This is a genomic window from Listeria rocourtiae subsp. hofi (genome assembly GCF_963575615.1).
Lineage (GTDB): Bacteria > Bacillota > Bacilli > Lactobacillales > Listeriaceae > Listeria_A > Listeria_A hofi.
Genome location: NZ_CAUYTL010000002.1, coordinates 170,073 through 183,643, shown reverse-complemented (window position 1 = coordinate 183,643; position 13,571 = coordinate 170,073). Strand labels below are relative to the sequence as shown.

The window sequence follows — 13,571 nt, the reverse complement described above, 5'->3', positions numbered from 1 at the left end:
TTTTTGCTTTAAGTGAATTGCTTATTACAACAAGTTGTTCTTAAGATTAGCTCGCATTGTCATGATAGTTCTGGCAAGCTCCAACGCTACTTCTATCTCTCCTTGTTGTGATGCTATTTGTAATTGTTGTTCTTTTTCTTTAATGTCCCGTTCAATGCCGGCTTTTCTTAAGCTAAAAATGTAATCTTGGTACTCTTCATTCGTAACTTCGGTGTTTACAACCATCATTTCGAGTTCACTTACTAGATTACGCGATGCTTCATTAGGAAGCTGATCCATCAAAGCGAGCGGATTAGCGTCATTCCCAGAAGCATAAAATCCAATTAAATGCGTGTACAACGCTTGATAGTTATCATGATAAAATTCAATTTCCTGCTCCTGCATCATGCTCCGAATTTGAATAAAAGCATCGCGATCTTCTAACATGTATTTCAAAAGTCGCTTCTCAGAAATCAAGCCCGCAGATGGTGCTAAATTGGGCTGCTGAAAACTGAATTTCTCATAAACAGGTCCACCGCTACTGTCATATACCGGATACTCACCAAACTCTTCCGGTGGAGGGCCACCATAATCATGAATCTTCGGTTTCACAGTATTCGCTACAGATTGTTGCAACTGCTGCTTCAAAGCTTCCATCGACAGTTCAAATTCCGAGCCTAGCTGTTTTAAGTAAAGCTCTCGCTCCACAGCCTGATCTAGCTTCCCGATTTCAACCAACGCTTCGCCCAAGTAAGCAATTTTATCCGTTTCATTCTGAAGATTACGATTCCTCCTCAAAAATTGCAGCTTAAAAGCCGTCCAGCTTAGCCGTTGATGTGCATATATTTCAGCAAATTTCTCTGCGCCTTCTGAACGAATAAAATCATCCGGGTCCTTCCCGTTTGGCAACTGCAATACAAAGACTTCTAGCCGATGGTGTTCTGCTAGCAATGTCCCAGCCTTGAAGCTCGCCTCAATACCAGCACGGTCACTATCATAGCAAATAACCGCTCTATTAGTAACACGCCGAATCATCTGCACATGCTCCTCGGTAAGCGATGTCCCCATAGACGCTACACCATTGCTAAATTCAGCTGAAACTCCCGAAATAACATCCATATAACCTTCCAATAGCAAGATTTCCTCTTTTTTACGAATTTCTTGTCTCGCATCAGAAAAATGATATAAAATATTGCGCTTATTAAAAATTGGTGTCTCCGGACTGTTCAAATATTTCGGTCCATCCTCTTGATTAAAAAGACGTCCTGAAAAACCGACTAATTGTCCGCGGTCATTCTTAATCGGAAACATAATCCGATTGCGGAACCGGTCTACTATATTACCATCATCGCGTTCAGTAAGCAAGCCACATTCCACAGCAAGCGGTAAATCAACTTCTCGCTTCTTTAAAAATGTAGTCACCGTCAACGCATCAGCTGGTGCAAATCCAATTTCAAAATGGTCTAATTCTTGTTCTGACATCCCCCGATCAAGCAAGTATTGCAACGCCTCTTGCCCTTCCTCGGTCTCCATCAACAAATAATGGTATAACTTACTCGTCAATTGATGAATCTCTATCATTTTACCTTCTTGACTATCAGGCCTGTTAGTAGGCGCCCCATCCCCTCTAGCTATCTCAATGTCTAGCGGAATATGCGTCATATCAGCTACTTTTTTCACCGATTCGACAAAAGAAAGTCCATCAATCTGCATTAAAAAGGAAAAAACATTGCCTCCCTTTCCACACCCAAAACAATGAAAAATCTGTTTTTCAGGTGATACAGAAAAGGATGGTGTCTTCTCGCCATGAAAAGGACAAAGCCCCGTGTAATTACGTCCTTGCTTCTTAAGTTGAACATAATTTCCAACAACGTCTACAATATCTGCTTGGGAACGTATCTCATCAATTTTTTCTTCTGGAATCCGTTGCATCTTCAATTATAACCTCGCTTTTATAAACGTATCCAGTTTATGCAAGAAATTCTCATTGTCCGCAGAACTCATCGCTCGTGGACCTTTACTATATTTACCTTGTCTGCGTTCTTTTGCATGCAAATAACGCATATCAAGCATCATCGCCATCTCGCTTTCACGGTATTCTTCCCCGCGATTTGAAAAAGTAGCGACATCTTTAGCAATTAACATACTAGCCAGTCCAATGTCTTGTGTCACGACGATATCGCCAGACCTAGCTAAATTCAGTATACGCATGTCCGCAGATTCCTTATCCGTGTCGACAAAAATCCATACTTCACCCGCAGGTAAATGCACAGAATAATGATTATAAGACGCCACAAAAGTCATCGGCAAATCGTACTTCTTCGCCAAACCACGTATCTCATCCTTCACAGGACAAGCATCTGCATCGATAAAAATCTTCATGCTCTTCCCTCCTCATTTTCATGGTTGGAGAAAACGCATAACCCATACATAAAAATATATTATAGGCGATTAAAACCAGAATTTCCACCGTTTTAACCGCTATAATATATATATTCGCCATAAAATCTGATTTTCCTTCTATAATTCTAAATTTTCATCAACAATTTCGCCAATATGCATTAAAATATCGTTTGCCGTCTCTTCAATCGCTTTATTCGTAACATCTAATACATAACACCCTAGTTTGTTCGTAAGCTCTGTAAATATCTCAAGCTCTGCATCAATCCGGTCATGACTCGCATAATTACCAACACCGCTAAGGCCAATCGAAGCCAAACGTTTTTCACGAATCTGATTCAATTTTTCTTTGCTAATTTTTAAGCCGATAATTTTATTTGGATCAATCTCAAACAATTCTTCTGGAACTTGTGCTTCTGGAACGATTGGCACGTTCGCTACTTTCAATCCTTTTAGCGCCAAATATTGTGATAATGGTGTTTTAGATGTTCGAGAAATTCCAATCAACACATAATCAGCTTGCAAAAGCCCCCTCGGATTGCGACCATCATCGTTTTCCACGGCAAATTCAATCGCAGCAACTTTACGGAAATAAGCTTCATCAAGTGAACGAACCATTCCAGGCTCAGAAAGTGGCTTAATTTGATACGTTTCTTCCAATTGTGCCAAAAGTGGTCCAAAAATATCAATAATCGGCACTCCAAAGCTTTTTGCAGTTTTATTCAATTCCTCACGCACTTCCTCGACAACGATGGTATGCACGATAATCCCATTATTAACTGCTACTAGGTCCACAATTTCCTCAATCATATCAGGCGTATCTACATGATGAAAACGGTGAATAAACTGTTGGCTTTTACCAAATTGCATCAAAGCCGCGCGCGTTACTAGTTCTGCTGTTTCTCCCGTTGAATCTGAAACGACGTACACTGCTGGTTGCGTCATAATCATTAGCTCCTTTATTTCACGTTTATTTCTTCAATTTGGGCAAACTCCTTAATAAAACTTGCTAGTTCAAACAATAGCGCTAAACGGTTATTTCGAACAGCTTCATCATCACTCATGACAAGTGTATTTTCAAAATAAGCATCGATCGCTGTACGTAGCGCCGCAAATGCACGTAGCCGATCCACAATGATAAGCGTTGGGTAATCATGTTTTAATTTTTGAACCGCATCAAATAGTTGTTGCTCCGACTCATTTTCAAAAAGACCTGGATTAATGGTTACGTCACCTTGGTGCTTCTTGGAAATATTAATAACACGTGCAAGAGCTTCCATTGTTGGACGGAACCACTCGGCATCACGACTTTTATTTAGTAGCTCTGCTCGCTCAATCAGCTCCGGCACGACATTGCTTCCAGTGCTAACAACCGCATCGATAATGTCATGACGAATTTGCTGATCGGAAAGAATCGCACGCAATCGATTTTGCAAGAATAGCTCTACTTGTTCAAAAACTTCCTCACTCGGGAGTGTATTTAAGCCCTCTGCTCGCTCGATTTCTACAGTATCTGCTAAAACGCTAAGCAATCGAATATCCCAATTTTTCGCTTGAATAATGCGCATAATCCCTAGCGCACTACGACGTAAGCTAAACGGATCAGCCGAACCAGTTGGCACGATGTTCACACAGAAAAATCCAGTTAAAGTTTCCAGTTTGTCCGCAACCGCAAGCAAAGCACCGATATCGCTTTGTGGTAACTCACCGTCTGCTGAGGTTGGCATATAATGCTCTCGAATCGCAGTTGCCACTTCCGCATCTTCACCTTGTAATAATGCATATTTCTCGCCCATGATTCCTTGTAATTCAGGAAATTCACCGACTAAATTCGTCACCAAGTCAAATTTATAAATATCCGCAGCACGCGCGATTTTCACTTTTTGCGCCTCGGTCATCTGCAATTGTTCCGCGATGATTAGCGCTACTTTTTTCACGCGAATCATTTTCTCCGTCAGTGTTCCTAATTTTTCATGGAAAACGATATTATTCAGTTTCACAACGGCCTCATCGATCGTTATTTTCAAATCTTCTTGATAAAAGAAGTCCGCATCCGAAAGCCGTGCTCGAAGTACCTTTTCATTGCCTTTTGCCACAGTTTCTAAATTTTCATGGTTCCCATTTCGAACCGTGATAAAGTAAGGTCTCAACTTACCAGCATCGTCCACAACCGGGAAATAACGTTGGTGCTCCTTCATCGTCGTAACAAGCACTTCTTCTGGTAACTCCAAATAAGCCTCGTCAAACGTGCCATGAAGAACAGTCGGATACTCTACTAAATTATTAACCTCTTCTAAAAGATCCTCATCCACAGGAATCTGCCAATTTTCTACCGCTTCAATTTCTTCAATTTGAGTCAAAATCGCGGCTTTTCTTTTGGACGCATCCGCTACCACAAACTGGCTCAATAGCGCTTCCTCATAATTAGCAGGAGCTGAAACCGTCACAGAACTGCCCAAGAAGCGATGTCCTCGTGTTTCATTTCCGGTCGTTACATTCGTAATTTCAAAAGGAATCACTGTATCGCCAAATAACGCAATCAACCATTTAATCGGACGAATATATTTTAAATCATAAGCCGACCAGTGCATGCTTACAGGAAATGTCATTGAAGTCACAATTTGGCGCATTTGTGGTAATAACTCAACAGTCGCCGCACCTTGTACTTCTTTCGTCAAATAAATGTATTCCACACCATTAATTTCGCGGAATTCAAGTGTTTCAGGATCAACACCTTGTCCTCTAGCAAAACCTTGTGCCGCTTTCGACCAATTACCATCCGCATCTTTTGCAATTTTTTTAGCTGGACCTTTCGATTCTTCCACGCGATCTGCTTGTTTTTCAGCCAAATCTTTTACGATGACAGACAAACGGCGAGGACTTGAGTAAACTTCTGTTTCTGTGTACTCTAAATCATTTTCCGCAAGCCATTTTTCCACGCGTTCTTGTAACTGTCCCACAGACGCAGTAATATACTTCGCAGGCATTTCCTCTAAACCAATTTCTAACAGAAAATCTTTACTCATGATCTGCGCCCTCCTTTTCTTTCAACAGCGGGAATCCCAATTTTTCACGCTCATTATAAAATGTTTTGGCTATACGACGGGCTAAATTTCGAATCCTGGCAATATACTGCGCGCGTTCTGTCACCGAAACAACACCTTTTGCATCCAATAGATTAAACGTATGCGAACATTTCAACACATAATCATACGCCGGAAAGACGAGCCCTTCCTCCATTTGACGACCAGCCTCACGCTCATACGTATCAAAAAGCGATAACAGCATATCGCCACTTGATGTCTCAAATGCATATTTCGAATTCTCGTACTCCGCTTGATAAAAAATGTCACGATACGAAATTCCTTCTGTCCACTCCAAGTCAAATACATTCTCTTTTTCTTGAATATAGGAAGCCAAGCGCTCCAAGCCATACGTAATTTCCGACGTTACTGGTGAACACTCCAAACCACCAACTTGTTGGAAATAAGTAAATTGCGTAATTTCCATTCCATCCAGCCAAACTTCCCATCCAAGCCCAGCGCAACCAAGCGAGGGGTTTTCCCAGTTATCCTCAACAAAGCGAATATCATGCTCTAGCGCATTGATACCTAATTTCTCAAGTGACCCTAAATAGAGTTCTTGGATATTGTCTGGCGATGGCTTCATCACAACTTGAAATTGATGATGCTGGAATAAACGGTTTGGATTTTCCCCGTAACGACCATCAGCAGGACGACGTGAAGGCTCCACATAACCAGCTTTCCATGGCTCAGGCCCAATTGCTTTTAAAAATGTGTAAGGGCTCATCGTCCCTGCGCCTTTTTCTACATCATACGACTGCAACATAATACAACCTTGTTCAGACCAATAATCTTGCAATGTTCGAATCATTGTTTGTAAATTCATCCAATCCACCTCCATAAAATTAGGCATATAAAAACCCTCATCTCTATGCCTCTAAAAAGAAAAGCATAGGGACGAGAGTATCTCGCGGTTCCACCCTACTTGGACAGATTATACCAACGTAAAGCCATCCCTTAACTAAAAAATTGGTTTGACGTTACGACTAAAAAAGGTATTCTCATATCCCACCTTGATTTCGTTTGTGCTCAGGAAGGCCTTCTTAAAAAGATTCACGTTCGGCTCACACCATCTCCGAACTCGCTTAGAAAAGAGCTTTTTAATACTATTTTTCCGTCATCACACCTATTCATACATTAAAATTTACCGCATTTTAGGAAGAAAGTCAATCACCATCTTCTTTTTTAGGACGACCTTTTAAAACGTCATCCCAGTTCTTCATATTATTTAGGAATTTCTTGCTCTTCAAATAAAGCCCCGAATATTGCTCATAATACGTGTCAATCGCGCGCTGAATCTCATCTTTTGTCTCCTGCTTCACGTCGATACTACCCAGTCTGTCCAACTGAAAGATATAAAATAGGCGCAACAATTTCACCGATCTCTCTGTCAAATGTAGCCGGTATTTATCTCGCTCAAAACAACGATGACATACAATTCCATTCGCATAAGCCGAAAAATCAAAGCGCCCTTCTGGTTGACCACAAATAGCACACCGGTTCATCGTAGGATATAAGCCCAACACGGAGAGCATTTTCATCTCAAAAATCTGCGTTAATACTTGCGGATCGTATCCCTCATCGATATGATGAATAATTTGATAAAAAAGATTATACAGTGGCCCATTCGCCTGTTGTTCTTCGGTCGCCTTATCAAGCAATTCACACGCATACGTCGCATAAGCTGTTAGAAATATATCTGTTTGAATCGATGAAAAAGAGGCAATCGCTTCGCCCTGTTGCAACGTTCCTAAGCCACGATTCGGATAAAAAGTGAAAACGCCATTTGTAAAAAGTTGCGTCACAGCAGCTAGCCTGCTCTTTGTTTTTTTTGCGCCACGAGCGACTAGCCCAATTTTGCCATACTCTCTCGAATAAATGACAACAATTTTATCAGATTCCCGATAATTAGTCGTTCGAATGACGATTCCTTCACATTTTTCCATCTTGATTCACTCCTCATCATTCATTATACAACATCGATTTGAAAAAATGGCAGATTTTCATTTATTTAATCATCACACTGTTGTACAATGATAGTATTATGATATAAAGGGAGCGTTTCTCACATGGTGATAGCACTAGTTTTATTTTCCGTGTTTTTCTTGTTTCTATGTTTAATTGCCCTGATTGTTGGTATTATTCTACTAATAGTTAGAAAAAATAAGATGCTTGGGGCGATTATGACCTCTTCATCAGCTTTTCTCGGTATTATTTTTTGTGGGGTTTTAATTAGTAGTATGATTTTAAGCAGCGGCTTCCCTGGGATGTCCACGATGCGAGATCACCCTATGATGTATGACGACTTAATGGATGGCTCAACTTATGATGATACAGGTGGCGAAGACGATCCATATAACGATTACGATGAATATTATGATGAAGACGGGGGTTATGAATATTTTTCAGATGACTATACCCAATACAAAGTGGGGCAAGCTGCCGAGGTAGAAGATAATGTGTTCATCAACATCACAAAGATCGAGAAATGGGCTGGCGACAAAGAATTCAATAGTCCGATGGCTGGTTATTATGTGAAAGCGACCGTAACGATTGAAAACAAAGGCTCTCGCTCCACTACCTATTACGCCGATGATTTCCTAATTTATGATAATGATGGCTTAGAAGGTGATAATGCGTATAAAGAAGATTGGCGCGTTGTTGTGAAGCCAAATACTAAAGTGACAAAAGAGATTTATTTTGATGTATACGGTGATGGACCTTTCCATATAGCATGCTATGATGCCTCTTGGAGCGGTGATTTCAAATAAGCGATTGAAAAACAGAACGGACTTTTCTTAGTCCGTTCTGTTTTTGCGTCTATCAATATTCGTCGTGATCAAAGCCGTAATCATTCAAGAAATGTTCCTTATCACGCCAGCCTTTTTGTACTTTCACCCAAATTTCTAAATACACCTTTGAACCTAGCAAAAGTTCAATTTCCTTACGTGCACGCATGCCAATTTGTTTTAGCATTTGTCCCTGTTTACCAATCAGAATACCTTTTTGTGTGCTCCGTTCCACGATAATTTGGGCCATAATATGCAGTTTATGCGTCTCAGGATTCACTTCAATTCCTTCAATCACCACGGCAACAGAATGAGGTACTTCTTCATGCGTGAATTTCAATACTTGCTCACGAATCAATTCCGAAATGATGAACCGCTCTGGATGGTCTGTTACTTGGTCAGCGGGATAATACATCGGACCTTCATTCAAATGTTTCGTCGTCTCCTCAAGTAATGTCCCCAAATTATTTCCTTGAAGCGCCGAAATTGGAATAATTTCCTCAAAATCAAGCATTTCACTGTATTTTGCAATCAAATCAAGTAACGCCTCTGGTTCTACCAAATCAATTTTATTAATCAATAGGAAAACTGGTGTCTCCTCTACTCGCTTCAATTTCTCAATGATAAACTCATCACCACGACCATATCCCGCATCCGCATCAATCACAAAGAAAATCATGTCTACTTCACGGAACGTATTTAAAGCCACTTTTACCATAAAATCACCAAGTTTATGCTTTGGTTTGTGGATTCCTGGCGTATCAATGAACACCACTTGTGCATCATTCGTTGTATACACACCTTGAATTTTATTACGCGTTGTTTGAGCTTTATCACTCATAATCGCGACTTTTTGCCCAATGATTTGGTTTAATAAAGTCGATTTACCTACATTTGGACGACCGACAATCGCCACAAAACCTGATTTGAAAACATCACTCATTTTTTAAGATCCCCCGGTGTAAAGGCGCCTGGCAGTAATTCACCAACAGTTACTTCCACAGTGTCGCCTTTCATATTTGTTAAAACTACTGGCATTTCTGGTGCGCAGAATTCGCTAATTACTTGACGGCAAGCACCACATGGAGCTACTGGCCCTTCTGTATCCGCCACAATCACTAATTTTTTAAAGTCATGCTTTCCTTCTGAAACAGCTTTAAAAATTGCCGTTCTCTCTGCGCAATTCGTCAAACCGTAAGAAGCATTCTCGATATTACAGCCAAGCACGACCTCATCGTTAGTCGTCACCAAAGCAGCGCCTACTTTAAATTTGGAATATGGTACATAGGCATTTTCACGCGCCTGTTTCGCCAGGTCAATTAAGTTATTTTCTTTCATCTTAAAAACTCCTTTAAAATAATTTTGGTACAAAAATTAAAAGACCAATAATCGCTGAGCAAATCGAAGCCAATAAAACCGCTCCAGCTGCAACATCTTTCGCTTTTTTTGCATATGGATGAAAATCTTCTGTCGCGACATCCACCGCTCGCTCAATCGCTGTATTAATCATCTCAAATGTCAATACATTAAAAATAGAAAAAATCAAAAATAGCCACTCTATCTTTGTTACTCTAAAAAAAACACCACACATAATAACAATCATTCCAGCAGTAATGTGGACACGCATATGGCGTTCTTCTAAAATTGCTGTTTTAACACCCGTAACGGCATGGGTAAATGATTTTCTGAAGCGTCGGTTGCTCTTAACTTTGATTTTATCTTTCGAGTCCATAAGCCGTCAACACTTCTCTTTGTAATGAAAACATCACATCTTCATCCTCAGGCTCCACATGATCATAACCTAGAAGATGAAGCAGCCCATGTAACGCCAAAAAACCAAGTTCACGGTCGAATCCATGCCCGTACTCGTCCGCTTGCTCTAGCGCTCTCTCCGTGGAAATAATGATATCTCCCAAAATGCGTGGCGCCTCCATATCTTCATCCCAAGCAATCTCTGTTTCGCCATCGCCCATCTCTTCTAGCGCAAATGAAATCACGTCGGTCGGCTGGTCTTTATCGCGGTAATCACGATTAATCTCCCGAATCCGCGCGTTATCAACGAATGTAACTGCTAGCTCGCTACCTTCTTGAATATCAAGTTTTTCCGCAGCAAACTGTAGCAAACCTTCCACCAAATCAAGGGCAGCTTGCTCTAGCTTTTCTGTTTCATCTATTAAATCCAGCTCTAAAATCATTAACTTCCCCTCCTTACTTATCATCAGGATATTGAATGCGTTGATGATAAATACCATTAAGTGTTGCACAAAGCGTTGTACGAACCGTTTCTATCTCTTGAAACGTAATATCACACGCCACAAATTGCCTATCCTGCATCCTATCATCAATAATACTATCTACAATCGCTTTAATTTTTTCCTTCGTCGGCGCATCACAAGAACGAACAGCAGCTTCAACACTGTCAGAGATATTGATAATCGCAATTTCTTTTGTCTGCGGTTTCGGTCCTGGATAGCGGAAATCAGCTTCAGAAACATCTGGATTTTTCTCTTTTGCCTTGTAATAGAAATACTTTACAAGTGTTGTCCCGTGATGTTCCAGCGCAATGTCAATAATCGGCTGCGGAAAATGATTATCTCGTAAAATCGACGCGCCATCCGTCGTATGCGCAAGAATAATATCGCGACTCTGCTCTGGCGTCAATCGATCATGCGGATTAATCCCATGTAACTGATTCTCCACAAAGTATGGAGGCCTGATTGTCTTACCAATATCATGATAAAAACAACCTACCCGCACGAGTAAACTATTGCCACCAATCGCATCTGTACAAGCTTCCGCAAGATTAGCCACCATCAAGCTATGGTGATATGTTCCAGGCGCTTTCATCATAATTTTCTTTAATAATGGATGATTCGGATTCGCAAGCTCTACCAATCGGCTTGTCGTAAGTATTCCAAACACTGTCTCAAAAATTGGAATCACGCCAATTCCGAGCACAAATGATCCAATACCACCTAAAAAAGCGTAGCCAACCGGAATCCAAAATGCAAGCGTTAGTAGTCCTGTATTACTAATCAATAAAAGCAAGAAAACAAAAGCCATGTTTGCCAGTCCCACGATAAAGCCAGACAATAAAATTGCAGAGCGGCGACTATAATCCCGTAAAACCACAATACTCGCAAGCCCGCTAAGCAAAATAAACGTTGAAACCGTAACATTCACAGCAGCTGTCGCATCACTTTGGAAAACAAAGAAACTGGTTACCGAAGTAAAAATCGTCATCATAAAGGCAAATTTTTCATTGAGCAAAATCTTGATAATCATCGGCCCGAATGCAGCTGGAAATAAAAACGAAATATTACTAATATCAACGCCTTCTAGGAAACGAATAATCATCAACATCAGTAAAATGGCAATATACACTGACGAAAATACAAGGGAATATTGATTTTTCTGCGCCTTATCTAGATTTTTCTGCTTGTTTGTAAAGAAATAAAGCATGATACCTAGCGATAGCAGTAGTAGTCCAAATCCTGCGTACTGCTTAATCGGCATTTTTTGATCCAACAAATGCAGCAATGCCAATTGACGATAAATTTCTCGATCAATAATCTGTCCTTCTTGTACAATAACTTGACCTTGTAAAATTTTAACAGGAATTACGTTAGCAGAAGCTTCCTTACGACGATCTTCCGTCTGCGCAGCATTGTACACTTCATTGGGTACAATCGCATAAGAAAGAATTGTTTTAGCAACGCCTTTATAATTTACAGGAAGATTAGACAATTCAATCGTGTCACGCGCGCTAACTTTAATATCAGTCATATTGTCTTTACGCACGCTTTGTCCCATTGCTACATCAAGTGCAGCAACAACTTCCTTCTCAACCTGCTGTAAGTCCTTCGCGTTCATCTGGAGAAGTATTGTTAGCATTGCTGCATTAACACCTTCTGTTATATCCTCCGATACATTTTTTGATAACTTTCCCTTCAAAGAAGCCAATTTCTGATCAATCGAAGTCATTTTATCATTTTTGGCATCATTTAATGCCGCTTCTCGGTTCACCTCGGTAACGTAGGCAAATAGAGATCGAACGAGCGACTCCCTATTCTGCGCTGTTTCACGATTAAAAACATACACATCTTCCACATCAGCTGCAGCTTTCGCCTGCTCTTCAGCTGTTTTTTGCGTGTCCTCAATCGTTTGTGGCGAGCGAATCGTTTTCTGCGCCACTTCAAACAATTTCACATTATATGATTCCGGTTTCACCATTTGGCAAATAAGCACGAAGGCAACAATGAAAAAGACGATTAAAATAACTGGTGTTACATACTTTTTCCCCGTCTTGTAATACCAATCCATCCATTTTTTCGTAGGTTTCATATGTACCCTCATTTCCTCGTGGTCTTAGCCACTTACTTCAACTTACCTTCATATGCTTTAATAATTTCAGCAACGAGCGGATGACGCACTACATCAAAATGCTCAAAATAAACAAAACCAATATTCTTGACATCCCGTAAAACTGTCTCCGCGTTTACAAGTCCACTCGTTGCACCTTTTGGTAAATCTATTTGCGTTGTATCGCCATTTACAATCATCTTAGACTCAAAGCCAAGACGCGTTAAAAACATCTTCATTTGCGCCACTGTCGTATTTTGTGCCTCATCTAAAATAACAAACGCATTATCTAGCGTCCGACCACGCATATAGGCAAGCGGCGCAATCTCAATCACACCACGATCCATTAGCCTCGTCGTATGCTCCACACCGAAAATGTCATACAAAGCGTCGTACACTGGACGCAGATAAGGATCTACCTTCTCTTTCAAATCACCTGGTAAGAAACCCAAGCTTTCTCCGGCTTCTACAGCAGGACGCGTCAAAATAATCTTGTTGACTGTGCCTTTTTTCCAAGCTGCAACAGCCTTCACGACCGCCAAGTAGGTTTTTCCTGTACCGGCCGGCCCAATTCCAAATACAACATCATATTTATCAATCGTACGCACATATTTGCGCTGTCCAAATGTTTTTGGGCGAATCATCTTGCCTTTTGCATTCACCGTAATTTCTTCGTCATAGAGGCTAGCAAAGTATTCCACTGTCCCGTTTTGTTCCATTTTTATCGCTTGTGTAACGTCCCGTTCATCTACATGGATATCTTTCAAAATGACACTAATTAACGCTTTTAAAACCGCAGCCCCGTGTGCCTCATTTATCTCTGTTCCTTGCAACGTTATCGATTCCCCGCGAGTGATAATCTGCAATTCGAACGCATCTTCAATTAAAGTAATATGTGCATCGTTATTCCCAAACAGTTCTCTAGCGTCAAAACCTTCCGCTAAGTCCATTTTTATAT

At 40.7% G+C, this 13,571-nt stretch carries 13 protein-coding genes; 1 reads left to right on the top strand and 12 read right to left on the bottom strand.

Annotated features, from left to right (window positions below):
• Nucleotides 1-24 precede the first annotated feature (24 nt).
• The 6 genes from dnaG to recO form a co-directional block, all read right to left on the bottom strand.
• On the bottom strand, nucleotides 25-1,911 hold the full coding sequence (gene dnaG / locus R8925_RS02260) for a DNA primase (protein ID WP_430534360.1): 1,887 nt from the start codon (nucleotides 1,909-1,911) through the stop codon (nucleotides 25-27).
• Nucleotides 1,912-1,917: 6 nt separating this feature from the next.
• Nucleotides 1,918-2,361: a YaiI/YqxD family protein gene (locus tag R8925_RS02255; RefSeq protein WP_430534293.1), complete on the bottom strand. Its 444-nt coding sequence runs from the start codon at nucleotides 2,359-2,361 to the stop codon at nucleotides 1,918-1,920.
• 138 nt (nucleotides 2,362-2,499) lie between these two features.
• Complete coding sequence (locus R8925_RS02250) at nucleotides 2,500-3,324, bottom strand: pyruvate, water dikinase regulatory protein (protein WP_430534292.1); 825 nt, start codon at nucleotides 3,322-3,324, stop codon at nucleotides 2,500-2,502.
• A 14-nt stretch (nucleotides 3,325-3,338) separates the two neighbouring features.
• Nucleotides 3,339-5,405, bottom strand: a complete 2,067-nt coding sequence (glyS, locus tag R8925_RS02245) for a glycine--tRNA ligase subunit beta (RefSeq protein WP_430534291.1) — start codon at nucleotides 5,403-5,405, stop codon at nucleotides 3,339-3,341.
• Nucleotides 5,398-6,288, bottom strand: coding sequence for a glycine--tRNA ligase subunit alpha (glyQ, locus tag R8925_RS02240; protein WP_430534290.1), 891 nt, complete (start codon nucleotides 6,286-6,288; stop codon nucleotides 5,398-5,400). Before glyQ ends, glyS begins: the two co-directional genes overlap by 8 nt.
• A gap of 340 nt (nucleotides 6,289-6,628) precedes the next feature.
• Nucleotides 6,629-7,408, bottom strand: coding sequence for a DNA repair protein RecO (recO, locus tag R8925_RS02235; protein WP_430534289.1), 780 nt, complete (start codon nucleotides 7,406-7,408; stop codon nucleotides 6,629-6,631).
• A gap of 123 nt (nucleotides 7,409-7,531) precedes the next feature.
• Here recO and R8925_RS02230 point away from each other — a divergent pair, with 123 nt between their 5' ends.
• Nucleotides 7,532-8,233, top strand: a complete 702-nt coding sequence (locus R8925_RS02230; protein WP_430534288.1) for a DUF4352 domain-containing protein — start codon at nucleotides 7,532-7,534, stop codon at nucleotides 8,231-8,233.
• Nucleotides 8,234-8,285: 52 nt separating this feature from the next.
• On the opposite strand, the gene era is transcribed toward R8925_RS02230, so the two are convergent.
• The 6 genes from era to R8925_RS02200 are packed head-to-tail and all read right to left on the bottom strand — an operon-like array spanning nucleotide 8,286 to nucleotide 13,563.
• Nucleotides 8,286-9,194 carry a GTPase Era gene (gene era, locus R8925_RS02225; RefSeq protein ID WP_430534287.1) on the bottom strand — a complete coding sequence of 303 codons (909 nt, stop codon included), beginning with the start codon at nucleotides 9,192-9,194 and terminating at the stop codon, nucleotides 8,286-8,288.
• Nucleotides 9,191-9,589 (bottom strand): cytidine deaminase, encoded by a 399-nt coding sequence (locus R8925_RS02220; RefSeq protein ID WP_430534286.1) that lies wholly within the window; start codon nucleotides 9,587-9,589, stop codon nucleotides 9,191-9,193. The genes era and R8925_RS02220 overlap by 4 nt, the downstream gene beginning before the upstream one ends.
• Before the next feature lie 13 nt (nucleotides 9,590-9,602).
• Entirely contained in the window at nucleotides 9,603-9,983 is a 381-nt protein-coding gene (locus tag R8925_RS02215) for a diacylglycerol kinase family protein (protein WP_430534285.1), read from the bottom strand.
• Nucleotides 9,967-10,446, bottom strand: a complete 480-nt coding sequence (gene ybeY / locus R8925_RS02210; protein WP_430534284.1) for an rRNA maturation RNase YbeY — start codon at nucleotides 10,444-10,446, stop codon at nucleotides 9,967-9,969. Before ybeY ends, R8925_RS02215 begins: the two co-directional genes overlap by 17 nt.
• A gap of 13 nt (nucleotides 10,447-10,459) precedes the next feature.
• Entirely contained in the window at nucleotides 10,460-12,595 is a 2,136-nt protein-coding gene (locus R8925_RS02205; protein WP_430534283.1) for an HD family phosphohydrolase, read from the bottom strand.
• A 32-nt stretch (nucleotides 12,596-12,627) separates the two neighbouring features.
• Nucleotides 12,628-13,563 carry a PhoH family protein gene (locus R8925_RS02200; RefSeq protein ID WP_430539394.1) on the bottom strand — a complete coding sequence of 312 codons (936 nt, stop codon included), beginning with the start codon at nucleotides 13,561-13,563 and terminating at the stop codon, nucleotides 12,628-12,630.
• Between the last annotated feature and the right edge of the window lie 8 nt (nucleotides 13,564-13,571).